The sequence below is a fragment of the Mycobacterium sp. PTI7 genome, from assembly GCF_056679845.1.
In genome coordinates this window covers 5,950,111-5,970,918 of sequence record NZ_CM155252.1, presented here as the reverse complement: position 1 = coordinate 5,970,918, position 20,808 = coordinate 5,950,111, and the positions used below count along the sequence as shown (strand labels likewise).

General features: G+C 69.4%; 14 protein-coding genes. 7 read left to right on the top strand and 7 right to left on the bottom strand.

Going from position 1 to position 20,808, the window contains the following annotated elements; genetic code table 11:
- Positions 1–24 precede the first annotated feature (24 nt).
- Positions 25–6,663, top strand: coding sequence for a tandem-95 repeat protein (locus AC1MEY_RS28670; RefSeq protein ID WP_480228703.1), 6,639 nt, complete (start codon positions 25–27; stop codon positions 6,661–6,663).
- Positions 6,664–6,666: 3 nt separating this feature from the next.
- On the opposite strand, the gene AC1MEY_RS28665 is transcribed toward AC1MEY_RS28670, so the two are convergent.
- Complete coding sequence (locus AC1MEY_RS28665) at positions 6,667–7,656, bottom strand: NAD-dependent epimerase/dehydratase family protein (protein ID WP_480228702.1); 990 nt, start codon at positions 7,654–7,656, stop codon at positions 6,667–6,669.
- Positions 7,657–7,959: 303 nt separating this feature from the next.
- Between AC1MEY_RS28665 and AC1MEY_RS28660 the strand changes: the two genes are divergently transcribed.
- The 5 genes from AC1MEY_RS28660 to AC1MEY_RS28640 all read left to right on the top strand — a co-directional run bounded on the left by AC1MEY_RS28660 (position 7,960) and on the right by AC1MEY_RS28640 (position 13,899).
- Positions 7,960–8,607 (top strand): SOUL family heme-binding protein, encoded by a 648-nt coding sequence (locus tag AC1MEY_RS28660; RefSeq protein ID WP_480231715.1) that lies wholly within the window; start codon positions 7,960–7,962, stop codon positions 8,605–8,607.
- A gap of 56 nt (positions 8,608–8,663) precedes the next feature.
- On the top strand, positions 8,664–9,410 hold the full coding sequence (locus tag AC1MEY_RS28655; RefSeq protein WP_480228701.1) for a hypothetical protein: 747 nt from the start codon (positions 8,664–8,666) through the stop codon (positions 9,408–9,410).
- A 146-nt stretch (positions 9,411–9,556) separates the two neighbouring features.
- On the top strand, positions 9,557–9,796 hold the full coding sequence (gene mbp1 / locus AC1MEY_RS28650; RefSeq protein ID WP_480228700.1) for a microaggregate-binding protein 1: 240 nt from the start codon (positions 9,557–9,559) through the stop codon (positions 9,794–9,796).
- Between the two features lie 206 nt (positions 9,797–10,002).
- Positions 10,003–10,623 (top strand): TetR/AcrR family transcriptional regulator, encoded by a 621-nt coding sequence (locus AC1MEY_RS28645; protein ID WP_480228699.1) that lies wholly within the window; start codon positions 10,003–10,005, stop codon positions 10,621–10,623.
- Between the two features lie 213 nt (positions 10,624–10,836).
- Positions 10,837–13,899 (top strand): Ig-like domain-containing protein, encoded by a 3,063-nt coding sequence (locus AC1MEY_RS28640; protein WP_480228698.1) that lies wholly within the window; start codon positions 10,837–10,839, stop codon positions 13,897–13,899.
- Here the strand turns inward: AC1MEY_RS28640 and AC1MEY_RS28635 are convergent.
- Complete coding sequence (locus tag AC1MEY_RS28635; protein ID WP_480228697.1) at positions 13,889–14,344, bottom strand: carboxymuconolactone decarboxylase family protein; 456 nt, start codon at positions 14,342–14,344, stop codon at positions 13,889–13,891. The two genes, AC1MEY_RS28640 and AC1MEY_RS28635, sit on opposite strands and share 11 nt — an antisense overlap.
- Before the next feature lie 53 nt (positions 14,345–14,397).
- On the opposite strand from AC1MEY_RS28635, the gene AC1MEY_RS28630 reads away from it, so the two are divergent.
- Positions 14,398–14,742, top strand: a complete 345-nt coding sequence (locus AC1MEY_RS28630) for a GNAT family N-acetyltransferase (protein ID WP_480228696.1) — start codon at positions 14,398–14,400, stop codon at positions 14,740–14,742.
- A gap of 9 nt (positions 14,743–14,751) precedes the next feature.
- On the opposite strand, the gene usfY is transcribed toward AC1MEY_RS28630, so the two are convergent.
- The 5 genes from usfY to AC1MEY_RS28605 all read right to left on the bottom strand — a co-directional run bounded on the left by usfY (position 14,752) and on the right by AC1MEY_RS28605 (position 20,802).
- Entirely contained in the window at positions 14,752–15,054 is a 303-nt protein-coding gene (gene usfY, locus AC1MEY_RS28625) for a protein UsfY (protein ID WP_480228695.1), read from the bottom strand.
- Positions 15,055–15,099: 45 nt separating this feature from the next.
- Positions 15,100–17,790: a fumarate reductase/succinate dehydrogenase flavoprotein subunit gene (locus AC1MEY_RS28620; protein WP_480228694.1), complete on the bottom strand. Its 2,691-nt coding sequence runs from the start codon at positions 17,788–17,790 to the stop codon at positions 15,100–15,102.
- A complete protein-coding gene (locus AC1MEY_RS28615) occupies positions 17,790–18,524 on the bottom strand; it encodes an ABC transporter ATP-binding protein (protein ID WP_480231714.1) in 735 nt (244 codons plus the stop codon). The genes AC1MEY_RS28620 and AC1MEY_RS28615 overlap by 1 nt, the downstream gene beginning before the upstream one ends.
- A gap of 5 nt (positions 18,525–18,529) precedes the next feature.
- On the bottom strand, positions 18,530–19,291 hold the full coding sequence (locus AC1MEY_RS28610; protein ID WP_480231713.1) for an ABC transporter permease: 762 nt from the start codon (positions 19,289–19,291) through the stop codon (positions 18,530–18,532).
- Between the two features lie 89 nt (positions 19,292–19,380).
- Entirely contained in the window at positions 19,381–20,802 is a 1,422-nt protein-coding gene (locus AC1MEY_RS28605; protein WP_480228693.1) for an ABC transporter substrate-binding protein, read from the bottom strand.
- Positions 20,803–20,808 lie beyond the last annotated feature (6 nt).

Genomic DNA, 20,808 nt, shown 5'->3' with positions numbered 1-20,808 from the left:
ATCCGACCCACTCCTCCACGAGTCGTGGCCGCCGTGCGCGGACCGGCCGTATTTGGGGGAGTCATGGGTTGCAGCACCTACGTGGGTCGAGTCGGGGCACTTGCCGTCGCATTGGGAGTCGGGTGGGCCACCACTCACGGGGCGGGCGTCGCCACCGCCGAACCCTCTGCCGACACGTCGGCCGGACCATCGGACTCCTCGCCGGCCGCGGACACGGGGGCCTCGACCCCCTCATCGTCTGCAGGCGCCGAGTCGCCGTCGGCGACCAGCGGCGCCCCGACCACCACGTCGACGTCGACATCCGCGTCCGGCTACACCTCGACGACCACCTCGGGTGACGGGCCGTCGTCGTCGGTGAGCAGCTCCGGCGGAGCGCTGACCTCCGAACGGGCGACTGGCACAAGCGTTCCGGGCGAGCCCGACGTCGAGGTCGAGGCCGAGTCGCCGACGAGTGACCCGGGCACGCCGTCCACGCCCACCCCGTCCGTCCCCCCTCCGACCCCCAGCGCCGATGCCGAACCCACCGGTCCCACTCATGCCCCCGCGTCTTCGACCAGTGCGAGACCCGAACCGGTCGCGGATCGCCCCTCGCCGAGCACGCGTCCCGACGGCCCGTCGACCCCGACGACCGCGGCGACCGGCACCACCGTCGGCGGCGTCCGGCAGACACTCGTCGCCGGTGCCACTCCGCCCGACGCCACCCGGGCCGCCACCGCTCGAACGGCGTCCGCCGAGCAGCTTGCGGTGCCGGCCGCGAACACCGCCCAGGCCGCACCCGCCGATGCCGGGCCCGTCGCCGCGTTGCTCAGACTGCCGGGGGCCTTCCTCGACGCCGCGGCCGGAATGGTTGCGGTCGTCCTGTCGCCGCTGCTGGCGCCCGGTCCCGCCACCCCCGCACCATCGCCCACCCTGTTCGCCGTGCTGGCGTGGGTGCGCCGCGAGGTCGAGCGGACCTTCTTCAACAGTGCTCCCACCATCGCCTATCCGGCCTCCGGCAACAGCCAGGACGTCAACGGTCGGGTCACGGGCAGTGTCGTCGTGACCGATCGCGACGGCGACCCCGTGTCGCTCTCGGCGTCGACCCCGGTCAACGGCGGCGCGGTCACACTGCGACCCGACGGCACCTTCACCTACACGCCGACCGCCGAACTGGCGCGCACCGGTGGCGTCGACTCGTTCACGGTGACCGCGGTCAGCACCGGCGGCGGCCTGCACCTTCAGGACGTCGGCGCAGCCCTCGCACGCCTAGATCTGGTGGGGGCACTCGTCGCACTGACGTCGCCGCCGACCACCACCCGCGTGATCACCGTCGCCGTGCGCCCGATCAACCAGGCACCCGTCGCTCGCGACGACGCGTTCACGGTCGACGAGGACACCACGCTCACGGGCGACGTATCGACCAACGACACGGACGTCAACGTTCCCGACACGAAGTCCTACGCGGTGGTGACCACGACCGTGAACGGCGCACTCACCCTGCGCGCGGACGGCACCTTCGAATACACGCCGGCGTCCAATTACTCGGGCACGGACGGCTTCACCTATTCGGTCGCCGACGCCGAGGGCGCCCGGTCCACGGCCACCGTCACCATCACCGTCGCCCCCGTGAACGACGCACCGGTCGCCGGTTCCCCCGGGCCGCAGACTGTCGACCACGCCACCGGTGCGGTCTCGGGAACCATTGGCTTCACCGACGTCGACGGCGACGACCTCACCTTCACCGTCACCCAACCCGCCAGCGGACGGGTCACCTACGACGCCGCCACGGGCCGATACACATTCACGCCGACCGTCGCGGATCGCCTGCAGGCCAACCTCACGACCGGTACGGATCAGCGGACGTTCACGATCACCGCGTCCGACGGGACGGCCGCCGCTGCCGTCACCATCACCGCCGTCGTAGATCCCGCGCGAGTCGTGGTCGTGGGCACGATTCCCACCGGATCCAGCATCGTCGACGTCGACGTCGTGGGCACGCGCGCCTACGTGATCGGCTCCGACGGAGTACTCAAGACGATCGACACCCGGACGAACGCGGTGATCGGGACGGTGAAGATCAACGGCGTGTCCGGCACCGAGTACCTGGACGCGAGCAACGACGGCAAGTACGTCTACGTCTCAGCGGGCAATGGCGGCAACGGCGTCGTCGTCATCGTCGACACCGCCACCGGCGCCCAGACCCCCGTCGCCGTCGGACGACTGGCGCGCGACCTGCTCGAGGTCACGCTGCCCGACGGCCAGCGACTGGTCTACGTCACCACCCGCTCCGCGGCCGGCAACCGGGTAGCGATCGTCGACCCCGCCTCCCCTGCCTCCGTGCGGTACGTCGACCTGCCCGCCGGCGCCGGCCCGAACAACATCGCCGCCAGCCGTGACGGCCGGTTCGTCTACGTGACGCGCAACGAGGGTGGCAACTCGCTCAGCGTCATCGACACGTCGACCAACACGGTCGTCTCCACCACGGCGCTGGGAAACAACCCGCAGGGACTCGACGTCAGCGCCGACGGCCGTAACGTCTACGTCGCCAACGGTGGCAGCACCAACGTGACGGTCCTCGACACGACCACCGGCGAACTCTCACAGATCGCGGTGGGCAACGCGGCACGCGGAGTCCGCGTCAGTCCCGACGGGTCCACTGCCTACGTGACGCTCAACAATGGACGGGTAGCCGTCATCGACACGTCCACCAACACCACCATCGGCTCAACGATCGAGGTCGGACCCGGCGCTCAGTACACCGCGTTCACGTCCGACGGCACCGCCTACACCTCGAACTTCAGCCTCGGAAACGTGTCGGTACTGGCCGTCGTCTCGACGAGCGTCAACGTCGCACCCATCAACGTCCGTCCCCCGGTGATCGGCACGCCGAACGCGACCACGGGTGTGGTGACCGGCTCGCTCAACGTCACCGACGGCGACCGCGACACCCTGACCTTCACGCCGACGACCGTCACCACGTCCAAGGGCACGTTCACCGTCGATGCCGCGGGAGCGTTCTCGTATCGGCCCACCGACGATGCGCGGCATGCTGCGGCCAAGCCCGGCGCAGGACTCGGCGTCACGACCGACACCGCCACGTTCATCGTCACCGACGGCCAGGGCGGAAGCGTCGCAGTCGCCGTGTCGGTGGCGGTCAGCCCGAAGAACGCCGCCCCTGTCCTCGTGTCCAACCCGCCGCCCTCCGCACCCGGCACAGACGGAACCGTCACCGGCCGGGTCACGTTCACCGATCCCGACGGTGACCCGCTGTCCTACACCGTCACGACCACCCCGAAGGGCCAGCTCGCGATCGCCCCGGACGGCAGCTACACCTTCACCGCCACGTCGGCGGCCATGCTGGCCGCGGGCGCCTTGGCTGCCACCGCCGCCGAGCGGGAAGCCACCTACACCGTCAGCGCGACCGACGGCTACGGCGGCGTCTCAACGGCCGGCATCACCGTGTCCATCAGGCCTCAACCCGTCGCGCCCGTCGCGTTGGTGGGGTTCGAGTTCGATGTCATCGAGGACACGGTGTTCACCGGCACCCTCGTGGGACTCGCCAACGACGCGAACGGTGACCCGCTCACCTTCCAAGTCGAAAGAACGCCCACTCGCGGAACGCTGGTGCTGGCGCCGGACGGCACCTACACCTACACACCCCTTCGCGACTTGTATGGCATCGACGTGTTCTCGTTCACGGCCTACGACGGCGTCCTCAGAAGCGAGCAAGGATTCGTCACCTTCGGGGTGAGTCCTCGCAACGACGCCCCGGTGGCGGGGACGGTGGTCCTCACCACGCCGACCAACGCCTCGGTCACCGGTACGCTCACCGCCAGCGACGTCGACAGCAACGACCTGACCTTCTCGGGCGGCGGCAAGACCGCCAAGGGCACGGTGGTCATCAATGGTGACGGGACCTTCCGCTACACCCCCGATCAGAACGTCTCGGGCTCGGACGCGTTCAGCTTCACCGTCTCCGACGGCGCACTCACCGCTGTCGGGACGGCCGCCGTATCCATCGAACCGGTGAACCAGGCGCCGACCGGTTCCGTCGCGGTGCGGGTCGTCGACCCGGACACCGGGGAACTCCGAATCACCGTCACTGCAACCGATCCCGAAGGCGGCGCCGTCACGATCACCCCACCCAGCGATCCCGCCCGCTACGACCTCGTCTTCGTCTCCCGCGCACCGTCCAACGGCGTCACCGTGTCCGAGTACGCCTTCCGTCCGACCGACGCAGCGCGAGCGGCCGCGGCGGCGACACCCGGTGACGACGTGCAGACCCTGTCGTTCACCGTCTCCGACGGAACGCTGACCTCCACCGTCGGTGTCGACGTCCTCGTCGCACCGGCTGCGGCTGCGGTGCTCGTGGACCCCGAGACGCCGGTGTCGCTGGGGCTGCAGCCCGACCCCGTCACCGGCGCAGCCCAAGGCACCGTCAACGCCATCAAGCAGGACGTGACCTACACGGTGACCGGTCAGCCCAGATTCGGCACCTTCGCCATCGCCGCCGACGGGACGTTCACCTACACACCCGATCCGGTGCGTCGCGTCGCCGCCGCCACGACGCTGAGCACCGCCGACGACGTGGACGCGATCGTCATTCGCATCAGCGACGGCGCGACGAGCCAGACGGTCACGATCACCCCGTCGCTGTCCCCCACGAATGTCGCTGCGGTCTACCAGTTGCCGACGGGTGCCACTGCCGGCCCGACGGTGTTGACCGGGAGCGGCGTCGGATACCTGACGGTGCGCACCGCCGATGGCAACTACGCGATCGTGGTGACCTCCCCCGGTGGCGCCGCTCCGCGCATCGTCGCGCTGGCGGGCACCCCGATCGACGGCGTCTACGACGACGGGCGAATCGCCCTGCAGTACAGCCGTTCGACCGACGGCACCGTCTCCGCCACGGTGATCCGCGCGGGCGGAGCTACCACGACGGCGCTGCCCGGATCCCCCACCGATCGAGTCGTCGACGCGGCGACCGGCACCGTATACGTCGTCAGCGAGTCGAGTACCGGCGCGCACGCGGTGACGCTGCTGCCGGTCTCCGGTGCATCGTCCACGGTCAGCCTCCCCGGCACACCCGGCGGTCTGATCAGGCGAACCGACGGCAGCTACTACGTCGTCGCGACCACCCCGTCTGGCGGCTCGGCCATCACGATCATCCGCCGCGACGCCACCTCGACGACGTTGGCATTTTCAGGCACTGCGGTGGGCAAGGCGCAGAATGGCGTCGACGGCTCACTGATCTTCACCACCCGCGCCACGGACGGGTCATCGACATTGACGGTGCTGCGTCTAGACGGCTCGACGATCGTCGCGGCCCCGCCCGGCGACATCGTCGGCACCATCAGGTTCGACGGCGGGGGTGTGGTGTCGGTGGCTTCCGTTCGACAGGAGGCGAACTCGCTGGTCGACTACCGGACGGCCATCGGCATCACGGGTGACGTCGCCGTCACCAAGGGGGCCGTCAAGCTGGTCACCGGGACGATCGTGGGGCCCGTCCAGTACGTCGTCGACGACCGGGGCATCGAAACGTCGCGCTACTTCACCGTCAAGCTGCCCCGGGCCGGATCGACGCCCGATCAGTACCAGCTGACCGTCGGCGTGGGTCCCATGTACAAGTCGGTCGCACTGCCTGGTCGACTGCTCGATCAGGAGCCCATCACCGCGGCCGCGTTCGCCGCGGCGGGCAAGGTCTATCAGGTGACGGTCGTGCTGCCCAGTGGTGTCGTGCCCGCGGCCTATCACGTCACGGTGGTCGACACGACTCGACTCACGTCGCAGCAGGTTCTGTTACCCGGGCGTCCCACCGGAGCCCCGGTGTTCGACGACGTCGGAACGGCGTACTTCGCCAGCGGCGAACAGGGCAGCGACCCCAAGTGGATCACCGTCGTCAACGGGGCAGGGAACCCGACCGTCGCCGTGGCGGGCACGTTCGAACCCGACGCCCTCAGGGTCATCGGGGGAATCGCGCGGGTCGTCACCAACGACTCCGGTCGGTACTCGCTGGTGTCCGTGACCTCGACCGGCGAGGCACGAACGACACCGTTGACCGGCATGCCCGTCGACGGCTACGACGTCGATCCGGAACTCGGCCGGACGGTGCAACTGACCAGTTCGAACGGTCAATCGTTCGTGACGATCGTCTCCGACGACGGCTCAGCCGTCACTGCCGCCTTGCCGGGCCGTTTGACCGAGGGCATATTCGTCTCCGGGCCGGCGAGCACCATCCGAGCGGTGGTCAGAGCACCCGGCACCAACGGGGCCTATTCGATCGCCACCGTGCGGATCGATGGCACCGTCGTCACGACCCCGCTCGGCACCTCGACGCCGATGCCGGAAGTCCTCGCCGGCCCCGACTCGTTCATCGTTCGCATCCGAAACGGTGCAGCCCACGCGGTCGTCCTGGTGCGTGACGACGGGTCGTCGGTCACCGTACCGATCACCGGCGTGCCGATCGACGACACGACCGTCGACGTCGCCGGCCGGACGTACTTCACGTCCTACGACGGCACCGCGACGTCGGTCACCATCGTCGACCCGGACGGCACCTCGACGGTGCGCACCGTGCCGGGCCGACCCACGACGGCACCGGACTTCGACGGGCAACTCGTCTACCAGCAGACCGATGCCGGCCTGTTCGCTCTTGCAGGGCCGGCCAACGCCAATCGCATGTAGCGGTCAGAGGCGGCCGACGCTGCGCAGGCCCTCGACGGTGTCGGCGAGCGTCTCTGCCGGGTCGCGCCGGACGATGCCCAGCTCGCGCTCGGCCGGGCCGTCGTCGGACGCGGGCATCTGGGTGTAGTACTGCATGGCGGCGGAGTCGATCGGGGTGTCGAACGGCAGCCGGTCGCCGATGACGTCGAACAGCCGGCCCAGCGCCCGTAACCCGCTGTCGGGCACCGGAACCGCGACGAGCGGCCGGTCGGCGGCCTCGCCGATCAGCTTGGCCAGACGGGACACCGGCACGCGCTGTCCGCCGGCCATGTAGCGGCGCGGCCCCCTACCCGGTTCGAGCAACGCGACGTGCAGGTTGGCCAGGTCGCGGACGTCGATGACGATCCACGCGGCGCTGCGCCCGGGCACGCCGTACATCTTGACCGCGGCCTCGACGCCCTCGGCGGCCTCGCCGAACTGATCGCCGGCGGGCGGGCCGAGCACCATGCCCGGGTAGCTGATGCTCACCGGTGCACCGGCATCCTGCAGACCGCGGGCGTACGCCTCGACGACGGCCTTCGACTTGCCGTAGCCGTCCGAGCCACCCACCACCGGCAGGTCCGCGTGCAGCGTCTCCAGTCCGGGACGGAACAGTGCCGAGAAGCTCGACACGTGCACGACGGGGTCGATGCCGGCCTTCACCGCACCGCCCAGCACGTTGCGCGCTCCCTCGAGGTTTGTGAATAGCATCTCGTCGGCGCGCGCCGGGTCCGTCGACACCATTGCCGCGCAATGGATTACGGCGTCGCAGCCGTCCAGGGCCGTCGTGGTGGTGTCCGGATCGGCGATGTCACCGACGACGTGGTCGCCGATGTCGACGCCGATCTTCTCGGCACTGGTGCGCAGCCGGTCGGCGTTGCGGACGAGGAAACGCACCTGATGGCCGGCGTCCTGCGCGGCCTTGGCGGTCCAGGCACCGACGAAGCCGGTGCCACCAGTGACGAGTACCCGCAACGGACCCTCCCGAGATCGACGACGCCTCGAAACCTAGCGCACGTTGGGGATGCCGCTCCGGCTACTGCAGGTTCCGCAGGACAGACCGACCCCACGCCGACAAGTGCCCCGACTGCCCGCCTCGTAGCGACAACTCGCGACAATGGCCGGACGACGCTCCCGTTGTCGCGAGTTGTCGCGCAGAGGCGGGCACGTGCGACGCCCCGCCCACACATCGCCACCCGTGGCCTGAACCGCCCGACCGTCAGCGATTCGTCACCTGCCTGGCGTGTAGGGGGCCCAGGACGTGGGAACGTGGACATCATGTTCGGTCGCGTGGTGAAGCTAGTGGGACAGGTCGGGGAATCGGTGCTGTCGATCGTCGGCATCCGCAACGGCACCGAGGAGCCGCGACACAACAGTGAGCCCCTCGGCGACGGCGTCGAACTGCGCGAGTACGGCACACGCATCGCCGCCGAGACGACGATCAGCGCCGGCGAGGCCGACGAGGAGGGTGCGCGCAGCGAGGGCTTCCGCCGCCTCGCCGGCTACATCTTCGGCAAGAACACCACCAGTGGTGACATCGCGATGACCGCACCCGTCGCGCAGTCACGCGAGGGCGAGAAGATCGCGATGACGGCACCCGTCGTCCAGTCGGCGCAGGACGTCGAGGTGGGCACCGGCTGGGTGATCCGCTTCTTCATGCCGTCGAAGTGGACTCTGGAGACGCTGCCCAAGCCCGTCGACGATCGGGTGCGCCTCGTCGAGGTGCCCGGTGAGACGTACGCGGTGCTCCGCTTCACCGGTGACCGCGGGCCCGACGCCGTCGCGAAGCGCACGGCCGAGCTGCTCGACGTCGTCCGCGCGTATGGATTCGAACCGTCCGGGGAGCCGGCGGCGTGGTTCTACGATCCGCCGTGGACGCTGCCCCCGCTGCGACGCAATGAGATTGCGGTCCCGGTGGCGGTGTGACCTCGCCGGCTCGTTCCTCGTCCCATCCGACGCGTGCGGCAGTCGCATGGCGGTGGGTGGCCCTGGTCCTTGCGCTGAGTCAGCTCGCGGCACCTGCGGTGACGAGTGCCATCGCGGGCGACTTCCTCGCGTCGGGGGCGACCAATCAAGCGCTGATCACGCCGGCCGGCTACGCGTTCGGGCTGTGGGGCGTCATCACCGTGCTGAGCGCCATCACCGCGGTCGTGATCGTGCGGTACGGCCTCGGATCCTGGTGGGAGACCGGGGTTCTCATCGACGTCTGCATCGTCTTCGTGGGATTCAGCCTGTGGTTGATCATCGCCGCGCAGGACTGGCTGTGGGTGAGCGTCGTGGTGTTCGGCGTGATGGTCGGCGCCCTGGCGCACGTGATGCGCAAGCTGATCCGTCACCGCGACGACCTGACGTGCCCGTCGTGGGCGGCGACGCTGGCGACGGTGACGTTCGGCCTGTATCTGGGCTGGAGCAGCATCGCGTGGTTCGCGAACGTGGCGGCGGCCTTCGTCAACGACGGGTGGCGCACCGAGGACTGGTGGTGGCAGTTCGTCGTGCTGGTGCTGGCGGCGATGTCCGCCATCGGGGTGACGCTGATGCTGCGCGGCACGATCGGCTACGTCGCGGGGGTGCTCTGGGCGCTGGTGGCGATCGCGGTCGGTGCGGCGCAGCGCGGCAGTCCCGTGCTGGTGTCGACGGCGGCGGTGGCTGCGGTGGTGGTGGCCGTGGTGGCGGCAGTGGCGTGGCAGCGATTCGGCCGACGTGCGCGGGTCTCCACGGCGACGGCCTGACCAACCCGATTTCTACCGATCACAAACCAAAGGTGATCATGCTAACAAGGTGCTTGCTATAGCTAGCACCAGCTTGCAGACTGGTTTTCACACGTACCCGGCAGCGTCCAAGCAGGCCGCCGGGTCACCCAATGAGAGGACATCGAATGTCTGTCACCAGCGGACCCATCAATCTCGTCAAGAGCGTCGTCGACCTGGGGGTCGGTGTCGTCAAGCAGATCCTCGGCGTGGTCTTCAACAACGAGAAGCTCGAGGAGCAGGGCAAGGCTCAGCAGGACAAGGCCGAGGCCGAGAAGGACGTCGCCAAGAAGGAAGCCGAAGCCGACGCCGCTCGCGCCGAGGCCAAGACCCAGGAAGCGCGCCAGAAGGCCGCCGAGAAGTCCTGATCTCCGCACCTCTTCGAAGAGCAGTCGCCTCCGGGCGGCTGCTCTTCTGCGTTTCCAAGTGGTTCCGGACAAAACTGACAGCCTCCGTCACAATATGGTGATCTTGGTACCGCCTGGCGGCTATGCTTCCCTGACCGAGGGCTGCCGACGCCCTCGACCGAGCGTCACCTGTCGGCGACGGCTCCGGGTGCCGGAAGGAGCGTCGCGTGGTCGAGAGACTTCCCGCGGGACGCCACAACCTGACCCGCGATCAAGTCGCCGCAGATCAGCGGCGGCGGATCTTCGAGGCACTCGCCGTCGTCATGACTGACAAGGGGTACGCCGAGACGACGATCTCCGACATCGTGCGCCACGCGAAGGTGTCGCGGCCGACGTTCTACGAGAACTTCGAGTCCAAGCAGGATTGCTTCATGGCGGGGTACGCCAGCCTGCAGAAGCGGATACTCAGCACGATCTTGAGCGAACCGCTCTCAGGCACACCCATGCAGCGCTTCGATGCGATGCTCGTGAAGTATCTCGACGCGATCGTCTCGAATCCCTCTACGAGCCGTCTCTACCTCGTCGAGGTGTACGCAGCCGGCCCAGAGGCGATGCGTCGTCGCCTGCGGATGCAGCAGGAATTCGTCGACCGCGTTGCCGCCACCTTCAGAGCACGGACGAAGACCGACGTGTTCGCATGCCAGGCCCTGGTGGCGACCGTCTCGACGCTCGTCACCCAAGCCCTGATCGAAGGCGACGTCGCCGCAGTCCTGAGATTGCGGAAGCCGATCGTCCGCCTGGCGGAGCGACTCGCCCCCGGCTCCATGCGGATGCCGGCCAGGGCTTGACGCGCACGTGGTCGAGCCGGGACGCATCGGACCGTAGCCACCGAAGACAACTCTCCGTCAATTTTGCTTGACCTACGTAAACGCTCGTGTTTCTATTTTGCCAAGCAAACTGGCAGCGCACCCCTCGGACGCGACAACTGGTTGTTTTGCGCAACGTCGAGCAACCGAAGGAACGTCATGGGGCACAGCGCGTACGTGGGTCGCGTCGGAACGTTGGCAGTCGCACTCGGCGTGGGCTGGGCGGCGACGGTCGGTGCGGGAGTGGCGTCGGCCGAACCCGCGTCCGCATCCGACAGCCCGTCCGGTTCGGAGTCCTCCGACGCCAGCGCATCGGCCACGGACCCGAAGGTGACGGCTCCGCCGACCACCACCGGCACATCGACCACCGGTTCGACGTCGACCTCCACCTCCGGCTCGACTTCGAATAACGACGCATCGCCATCGTCGACCGTCAGCAGCTCCGGCGGCGCCCTGACCTCGGACCGGGCGACCGGCGCCGAGACGAAGACCGTTGACCCAGTGGACGATCCGGCTCCGACACCGGACCCGACCCACGCTCTTACGCCAGCGGTACCCACCGTCGAGGCAACGCCGCCGCCGGTGTCGACCCCCACCCCGACTCCCTCAGCCCCCGAGATCCACGTCGTCGAACGCTCGGACGGGTCCGAGGGGACGACGCCCACCGTCGAGTCTGCGCCCGCGAAGCTGGCCGTAGCCGTATCCGCTGCCCCGGAGCGCGCCCGCGTCACGCCGTCGACGGCGGCATCGACGGCGACGGCGACGGCGACGGCGACGGCGAAGGCCAATCCGCTCGCCGTCGCGGTGGTCACGCAGGACGCCACGCCCGCGCCCTCCATGTCGACCGTCCCGGCCGGCCCCATCGAGACGCTGCTCCTCGCCCCGACCCGCATCGTCGTCGGGCTCCTGGGCCTGCTGGCCGGTCCACTCGCCGGTTCGCCGCTGAACCCCGTCACCCCCGCGCCGGTGTTCGAGTTGCTCATCGCGTTCTACCGACGGATCGACAACTTCCTCTTCAACGCCACCCCGACGGCGAACCCTCGCCAGACGGGGCAGACCAGCCCCGGCGGGATCGTGAGCGGAAGCCTCAACGCCGTTGACCCCAACGGGGATCCGCTGACGTACACGGTGACCGCGCAGCCCACGTCCGGCAGCGTCGTCGTCAACGCCGACGGCACGTACGTCTACACCCCGAGAGGCGGCGTCGAGCAGGCCGGCGTCACCGACTCGTTCACCGTCGTCATCGACGACAGCGCAGGGTTCCACCTCTTCGGCTTCCTCAGCCAGCGCCAGATCACCACAGTCGTCCCCGTCACCGTGACCGGCACCAACCGCGCTCCGGTGTTCGGCACGCCGCCGCGGGTCACCAGCGTGGACCCGACCACCGGCGCGGTCACCCTCGCTGCGGGCGCCACCGATCCCGACGGCGATACGCTGACCTATACGGCGACCGCCGCGAGCGGCACCGCCACCGTAACCGTCGACGGCTCACAGATCACCTTCAGGCCCACCGACGACGCCCGCCACGCCGCCGCGGCCAACCCGGTGAGTGACGTCGTCACCGTCGTCGCCACCGACCGGTTCGGCGCGACCGCGACCAGCACCGTCACCGTCTCGGTGTTGGGCGCCAACGCATTGCCGTCGACCACCGGCGTCACCATCTCGTCCACCAACTTCACCACGGGACAGATCAGTGGCAATCTCAACGTCACGGATGCCGACCGTGACACCCTCGCCTACACGCCCGCGACGGTGACCACGTCGAAGGGCACCTTCACCGTCGATTCGTCGGGGCGGTTCACCTACACCCCGACGCCCGACGCACGGCACGCCGCAGCCAAGCTAGGCGCCGGCGCCGACGTCACCACCGACACCGCCACGTTCACGGTCGTCGACGGCTTCGGCGGAACCCTCACGGTCCCCGTCAGCGTGACGATCGACAAGACCAACCTCGCACCGATCCCGCTCGGCAGCAACGTCAACCTGCCCGACGCCGCGGGCGTCGTCACCGGCACGGTCGAGTTCACCGACTCCGAACTCGATCCGGTCACCCTGACCGCGACCGCCCCCGCGCACGGCAGCGTCCAGCTCACCACCACCGGCGGCGCCATCACGACCGGCGAATTCATCTACACCCCAACCGAAGCGGCACGCGTCGCCGCGGCGCGCGGCGGCCCCACCACCGATACGTTCACCGTGACGGCCACCGACGGGTACGCATTCCTGGCGGGCACGGGTGCGTCCATCACCATCACCGTCGCGATCGAACCCGCCGCCGTGGCCAACAGGGCACCCGAGGTCACGGTGTTCGCGAGCGAACCCACGAAGCGCGGCGTCGTCATCGTCACGATCACCGCAAAGGACCCCGACGGCGACCCGGTGACCATCACGCCGCCGGAATCGAACAGCTATCGCGGGATACTCTCGCTGGTGTCGTCCACGACGGACGCGTCCGGTGTCACCACCGCGACCTACCGCTACACGGCATCGGACATCGACCGTGCCACCGTCGCCAACACCGGCACTCCGCTCTTCCGGCAGCTCGACTTCACCGTGTCCGACGAGTTCGGCGGATCCGTGCCGGCGATCGCCACAGTCGGGGTCGACGGCAACCGCCAGCCGAACGCAACATTCGACGTATCGACCACCGACGGCGTCGCCCGGATCACCGTGCGCGCGTCCGACCCCGACGGTGACGTCGTCGCGATCAGCGGTCGCGGCACGCTGATCTCCACCAATTACGCCAACGGAGTCACAACAGCGGTCTACGACTACGTCCCGAGCCCCAACACCACCTCGACGAACAGGCTCGACAACGTCTTCTTCACCTTGACGGACGGGAACGGCGGCCTCAACAGCATCCCGGCTCTGGTTTTCGTACCGGGCCGTTACACCCCGCCGCCCTACGTCCCACCGGTGTACAACCCGCCGGGGCCGTCGCCGACCAACGTCGGTCCGGCGCTGACGATCACCAACTCGGGCCCGCTGCCGAGCCGAATCGTCAAGCTCTACGTCACGGCGAAGGACAATGACGGCGTCACGGCGATCATCGATCCGAAACCGACGACCGGCACCCTGACCCGAGACTTCGTGGAGAGGTATGGCGACGGCACCGAGTTGTACGCCGCCTACACGTACTCACCCACGCAAACCACCGCGGGAACCGAGGACCTCGTCTTCGAGTCCGTCGACCGCAGGGGCGGGTTCACGCGGATCACGACGACCGTCGTGATCCGGACTGTGACCGCTAAGGCTTGACCGGATGCCGGCTGAGGATCGACACGCGATTGAAGGCGTTGATCGCCGTCGCCACCCAGATGACGGCCGACAGTTCGTCGTCGCCGAGAACCTCGCGCGCACGGCCGTATTCGCGCTCGGCGGTGTCGTGGTCGGGCAGCGTGGTGGTGATCTCGGCCAGTCGTAGCGCCGCCTGCTCGCGCTCGCTGAACAGTTCGGTGTCCCGCCACACGGACAGCGTCGCCAGCTGCTTCTCCGTGACACCCACCGCGACCGCCTTGCGGTGGTGAAGCTCCAGGCACGTCGCACAGCCGTTGATCTGGGACACCCGGACATTCACGAGTTCGACGAGGGCCTTCTCGATGCCTGCGTCCGCCGCCGTCTTGCCGACCGCCGTCGCAGCGCCCACGAACGCCCGATAGGCGTCGGGACTCTGCTTGTCGATGTACACGTGCTCGATGTCCACCACGGCCTCCGGATCGCTACAGTCGAGTCGATCGTACGCAGCAGGAGGGTGCCATGACGCTGACCGACAAGACGGGTGCGCCGGTGTCCGTCGTTCGCAACGCCGAGGACTTCGCCGTCTCCATCGACGGGAAGGCCGCAGGCAAAACGGTTTTCGTCGACCGCGACGCCCAGCGGGTGTTCTTCCACACCGAGGTGGACGACGCGTACGGGGGCCGGGGCCTGGCGACCATCGTGATCGCCGAGGCGCTGACGGTCACGCGCGCGGAGGGTCTGCGGATCGTGCCGGTGTGCCCGATGGTCGCGAAGTACGTCAAGGCGCATCCTGAGTTCGCCGACATCGTCGACAGGCCGACGCGCGACATCATGACGTGGCTGCGCGCGACGGTGGAGACGTAGCGGGTCGTTCTACGCGCGGATGTGCGGCGCGGGGTGGTCGGCGTCCCACTGCTGCTCGACGCGCTTCACCCGGTGATGCTCGAGCGCGACGAGGATCGCGCCCGCGGTGACCAGCGCGCCGGCGATCAGCGCGAGCGCCATCACCAGATCGGTGCGCCCGTATGCGGATGCCGCGACCGTTCCGGCGATCAGCGCCGTGCCGACCATGATCAGGACCAGGCCTGGCAGCCAGAGCGTGTCGATGAACGACTCGCCCGCATGCTGCTGGCACGTGCGCGAATGGTCGACGGGATCTCGATGTGCGCCCTTCATGGGTGTCTCCCTCCGAAGATCACCCCAGCGTACGCCGATTGTGAGCTACGTCACAGCGGCGAGTGCTTGCCGGGCGTAGGCACGCACGTCGGCGTCCCCGTCGTCCAGCGCACCGGTCAACGCCACCCGCGCCGCGTCCTCCGACGCCGCCCAGCGGGTCAGGCTCAGCACCGCCGCCTTGCGCACGTCGAGGTGGGGATCTCCCAGCGCCCGGGACAGCGGCGGGACGGCCGTCGACGACGACGGCGCCCCGGCCAGGGCACGCGCGGCCCCCTGGCGGATCTGCCAGGCCGATGCGACGAGCGCACCCTCGACGGCGGGCACGTCGGCGTCCTCCCACCCCACGGATCCCAGTGCCGCCAGCGCCGCCGCACGCACCAGGGGGTCCGGATCGGCGGTGAGTTCGCGAACGGTGTCGACGCCGCTGCGCAGGGTTCCCAGACCGTTGGCGACGGCGATGCGCACCTCGCGGTTGGCATCGCCGCGGGCGTCGGCCACGCCGTCGGCGTCGTCGACCGACACCAGCGCGCGGACGGCTTCGATGCGGACGCGGTGGTCGGGGTCGGCGAGGGCGTCGCGGTATCTCGCGGGCTCACCCACGCGACGCGAACTGACGACGTAGAGCACGGCGCCGCGCACGACCGCGTCGCCCGAGTCCACCAGCGGCCGCAGCGCCTCCGGAGCGGGCAGCACCTCGACGAGTTCGCGGATCGCATCGGCGGCGAGGCGGCGGACCTCCACGGCCGGGTCGTCGAGCGCCGCGAACAATGCCGGCCCGTAGCCGTCGCACAGGTGCTCGGTGAGGACGTCGACGGCGGTCCGCCGGACGCCGGGATCCTCGTCGCCGAGGTAGGGCGCGAGGTCGCCGATGGACGGCTCGTCGAGGGCCAGCACGGCGGCGATGCGCGGCGACGGTGGCTCGACGGTGGCAGCGTCGATCACCCGCGACACCTCCGAGGCCGGCGCCTGACCCCCGACCAACGGCGGCTGCTGGACGTGAATGGGTTCGGTCTCGCCACTGGGCAAGTCGTCGAGGCCCGGCACGGGGACGAAGTACGGCGCGACGGGCCGCTTGAAGAACTCCATGTCGCCGTCGGCGGTCTTGCGCAGGTTGAGGTGATAGCGCCAGTCGACGTCGTCGCGATCCGGGATGTCGCTGCGATCGTGGTACAGCCCCCACCGCGATTCGGTCCGGGTCAGCGAGGAGCGGGCCGCCATCTCGGCGCAATCGCGGATGAACGACACCTCGACCGCACGCAGCAGCTCGTGCGGGGTGGTGGCGCCGATGCCGGCGACCTCGTCGCGCATGCGGTCGAAGGTCTGCACGGCCAGCGACAGCTTGGCGGCGGTCTTGGGCGGCGCCACGTAGTCGTTGACGAAGCGGCGTAGTTTGTACTCGACCTGGGGTTGCGGCGGCCCGTCCGGATTGCGCAGCGGGCGGTAGATCAGGTCGTGGGCGGCGGCGATCTGATCGGCGGGCAGAGCGCCGGGCGCGGGGGCGTCGTCGAGTGTCGACGCCGCGTGCGAGCCGGCCAGTTCCCCGTAGACGAACGCGCCGATCATGTAGTTGTGCGGCACGCACGCCAGGTCGCCCGCCGCGTAGAGCCCTGGCACGGTGGTGCGGGCGTTCTCGTCGACCCACACCCCGGATGCGGAATGCCCACTGCAGAGCCCGATCTCGGAGATGTGCATCTCGATGTCGTGGGTGCGGTAGTCGTGGCCGCGGTTGGCGTGGAACGTGCCGCGGGTGGGCCGCTCGGTGGTGTGCAGGATGCCCTCGAGCGTGGACAGCGTCTCGTCGGGCAGGTGGCTGACCTTGAGGTAGATGGGCCCGCGGGCCGACTCGATCTCGTTCTTGACCTCCGACATCATCGCGCCGGACCAGTAGTCGGAGTCGACGAAGCGCTCGCCCTGGGCGTTGACCTGATACCCGCCGAACGGGTTGGCGACGTACGCGCAGGCGGGTCCGTTGTAGTCCTTGATCAACGGGTTGATCTGGAAGCACTCGATGCCCGACAGTTCGGCGCCGGCATGGAAGGCCATCGAATAGCCGTCGCCGGCGTTGGTCGGGTTCTCGTAGGTGCCGTAGAGGTAGCCCGACGCGGGCAGGCCGAGGCGTCCGCACGGACCGGTGGCGAGGATGACGGCCTTGGCGCCGACGACCACGAACTCGCCGGTGCGGCTGTTGAGGGCGGCGGCGCCGACGGTGCGCCCGTCGTCGTCGGTCAGCACCCGCACCGGCACGAACCGGTTCTCGATGCGGATCTTCTCGCGCATCGACCGCTGCCGCAGCACCCGGTACAGCGCCTTCTTGACGTCCTTGCCCTCGGGCATCGGCAGCACGTAGGACCCGGAGCGGTGCACGCGCCGGACGGCGTACTCGCCGTGCTCGTCCTTCTCGAACTTCACGCCGTACCGCTCGAGCCGCTGCACCATCGCAAAACCACGGGTTGCGGTCTGATAGATGGTGCGCTGGTTGACGATTCCGTCGTTGGCGCGGGTGATCTCGGCGACGTAGTCCTCCGGCGTGGCCTTACCGGGGATGACGGCGTTGTTGACGCCGTCCATGCCCATGGCGAGCGCACCGGAGTGCCGAACGTGGGCCTTCTCGAGCAGCAGCACCTGGGCGCCGTTCTCGGCGGCGGTCAGCGCGGCCATGGTGCCCGCGGTGCCACCGCCGATGACCAGCACGTCGGTGTCGAGCCGGATGGCGTCGTCCATATCGGGGATCTGCATCAGACGGTCAACTCCGAGTGATCGAGGGCGGTGATGACGTCAATGCGCAGAGCGGTGCGGTCGACGTCGGGGGTGCGGGGCGACGGCACGTCGAGCAGCGTTCGCAGCGGCTGGCCGGCGCGGCCGAGGACGGCGATGCGGTCGCCGATGAGCAGTGCCTCGTCGACGTCGTGGGTGACGAAGACGACGGTCGTCGGATGCGCTCGCCAGGTGTCGACGAGCAGGCGCTGCATCGTGGTGCGGGTCTGGGTGTCCAGCGCGCCGAACGGCTCGTCCATCATCACCGCGCGCGGCGCCCCGGCGAGACCGCGGGCGAGTTGGACGCGTTGACGCATCCCGCCGGACAGGCTCTTGGGCAGGTAGGACTCGAAGCCGGTGAGGCCGACGTCGGCGATCCACTTGGCCGCCTCGGCGCGGCGGCCCTGACGGGGTCGGCCGGCGAGCTTCAGCGCCAGCTCGACGTTGGACCGGACGGTGCGCCACGGCAGGAGTGCGTTGTCCTGGAACACCATTGCGCGGTCACGCGACGTGGTGGTGACGCGGTGGCCGTCGGCGAGCACCTCTCCCCCGTCGGGCGGCAGCAGACCGGCGAGCGCACGCAGCACCGTGGACTTGCCGCAGCCGGACGGCCCCGTCAGCACCAGGATCTCGCCGGGTCGCACGTCGAGGTCGAGTCGGTCGACGACGGGCGCTCCGCCGTAACTGAGCACGACGTCGCGCAGCCGCAGATCCATTCCCGTCACTGCCGGGCCTCCTGTCCGCGGGGCAGCCAACGGGTGACGCGTCGGCCGATCAGTTCGATGGCCGCCGACGTCGCGAAGCCGAGGATGCCGATCGTGATGATGCCGACGAACACGTCGGGATAGGCCAGCACGGTGTAGGCCTGCCACGTGCGGTAGCCGACGCCGAGACGGCCCGAGATCATCTCGGCAGAGATCACGCAGATCCACGCGACGCCGATGCCCACCGACAGGCCGCCGAACACGCCAGGCAGGATGCCGGGCAACACGACTCGCGTGATGACGTCCCAACGGTTGCCACCGAGTGTGCGCACCGAGTCCTCCCACAGCGTCGGCAGGGCGCGCACGGCGTGCCGGGTGCTGACCATGATCGGGAAGTACGCGGCGAGGAACGTGATGAACACGATGCCCGCCTCGTCGGTGGGGAACAGCAGGATCGCGACGGGGACGATCGCGATGGCGGGGATGGGTCGCGCCAATTCGGTGAGCGGGCCGACGACGTTCGCGAACCGCGCCGACCGGCCGAGCAGGATGCCGGTGATCACGCCGGCGACGGCGGCGAGCGCGAAGCCGGTGAGGATGCGGATCAGCGACTGGCCGAGGTCGAGCCAATAGTCCTCCGTGCCGAGCCTGGCGCCGAACGCGCCGACGATCTCGGTGACGGTCGGCAGGGTGTCGAACCGCAGCCACAGCCGAACGTCGTTGGCCGTCAACAGCTGCCACAGGGCGATGGCGGCCGCGACGGAGGCGACGCGGACCAGCCACGCCGGCCACGACCGTCGACGTGCCCGCGGGGCGGGAGGCGCGGCGACGGCGGGTGCGGCCGCCGTCAGCACGACGGGTGCGGCGGTCACACCGCACCCGCCAGCGCCTGCTGGTAGTCGACGACGGCCGCGCCGGGATGTCCGGCGGTGTAGCGACCCGCACCGGCGGCGGTGCCGAACGGCAGGTAGTTCGCGCCGTCGCGCACCCAGATCGACTTGTCGGCGAACCAGCGGGTGCCGAATTCGGTGTCGGGGACGTAGGCGGCGCGGATCCGGTCGCCGCGGGCGGTGGCCTCCCGGACGGCGCGCAGCAGGCAGCCCGGGTTCGCGGCGGGCTGGGTGGCGTCCCTGCCGTCGACCCACAGCTCACCGGCCAGCTTCGGGTCGGTGACGGCGGTCCGGCAGACCGGGTCCTGACCGGTCAGCGCCGACGGGTTGGCGGTGGCTCCGCGCGCGGCGTCGTAGTCCTGGCCGCGGTCGGCGAACGCCTTGCGAAGCGCGGTGTCGGAGACGAAGCCGTCGACGTTCAGGTCGGCGAAGTCACCGATCGACTTCAGGTACGGCACATCGCCTTTGAAGGCGTCGATCAGCGACGGCTTCAGCGTGGTGTCGAAGCTGGTGCCGCCGGGCCCGTTGTAGAGGTAGACGACCTCCTGTGGCAGGCCGCTGCCCTCGGCGACCAGTTGCGCAGACTCCAGCGGATGCTGGTTGAGGAACTCGGTGGCGTCGAGCTGGGCCTGCAGGAAGGCGTCGAGCACCTCGGGGTGCTGCGTCGCGTAGGTCTGACGGACGACGACGCCGTGGAACGTCGGGTAGTCGCCCTCGGCGCCGTCGTAGAGCAGCTTGGCCTTGTCCTGGAATACGAGCAGGCCAGGCCAGGCGACGAACTGCGAGAGTGCCTGCGCCTGGCCGGATTCGAGCGCCGACGCGCCGACCTGCGGCTGCTGGTTGAGTACCTCGACGCCGGTCTTCGGGTCGATGCCCGCGTTGTCGAGTGCGCGGACGAGCGTGCCGTGACCCGCGGACCCGACACTGGCGGAGACCTTCTGCCCCTTCAGGTCGGTGATGCTGCTCGCCGGCGAGTCCGGCGGGACGACCACCATGTTGAGCGATCCGGTGGGGCTGTAGCCGGTGATAGACACCAGTTCCGTGCGGGCGCGCTCGTTGGCCTGGGTCTTGGAGCCGTTGATGAGCAGCGGGTAGTCGCCCATGGAGCCGATGTCGATCTTCTCGGCGACCATCTGGGCGGTGATCGGGGCACCGGTGTCGTAGTCCTGCCACTGGACGTCGTATCGAACGTCGGAGGTCTTGGAGAGGTCGTCGAGGCGCTTCTCCAGGAAGCCCTTGGCCTTTAGCAGTGTTCCGGCGGTGACGGTGTTGATCGTCTTGGACTGGTAGCCGATGACGACGGTGACGGTGTCGTCGGCCTGCGACCGCGAGTCGAGCGAGCAGGCGGCGAGTGGGGTCACGGTCGCAGCGGCGAGCAGTACGGCGAGGGTGCGTTTCACGGGAGG

What these genes read in the sequence shown, in the direction of transcription:
- AC1MEY_RS28660 (WP_480231715.1), top strand. Translation starts at nt 7,960, where the DNA reads ATGTTCGGTCGCGTGGTGAAGCTAGTGGGACAGGTCGGGGAATCGGTG.
- mbp1 (WP_480228700.1), top strand. Translation starts at nt 9,557, where the DNA reads ATGTCTGTCACCAGCGGACCCATCAATCTCGTCAAGAGCGTCGTCGAC.
- AC1MEY_RS28630 (WP_480228696.1), top strand. Translation starts at nt 14,398, where the DNA reads ATGACGCTGACCGACAAGACGGGTGCGCCGGTGTCCGTCGTTCGCAAC.
- usfY (WP_480228695.1), bottom strand. Translation starts at nt 15,054, where the DNA reads ATGAAGGGCGCACATCGAGATCCCGTCGACCATTCGCGCACGTGCCAG.
- AC1MEY_RS28620 (WP_480228694.1), bottom strand. Translation starts at nt 17,790, where the DNA reads ATGCAGATCCCCGATATGGACGACGCCATCCGGCTCGACACCGACGTG.
- AC1MEY_RS28615 (WP_480231714.1), bottom strand. Translation starts at nt 18,524, where the DNA reads ATGGATCTGCGGCTGCGCGACGTCGTGCTCAGTTACGGCGGAGCGCCC.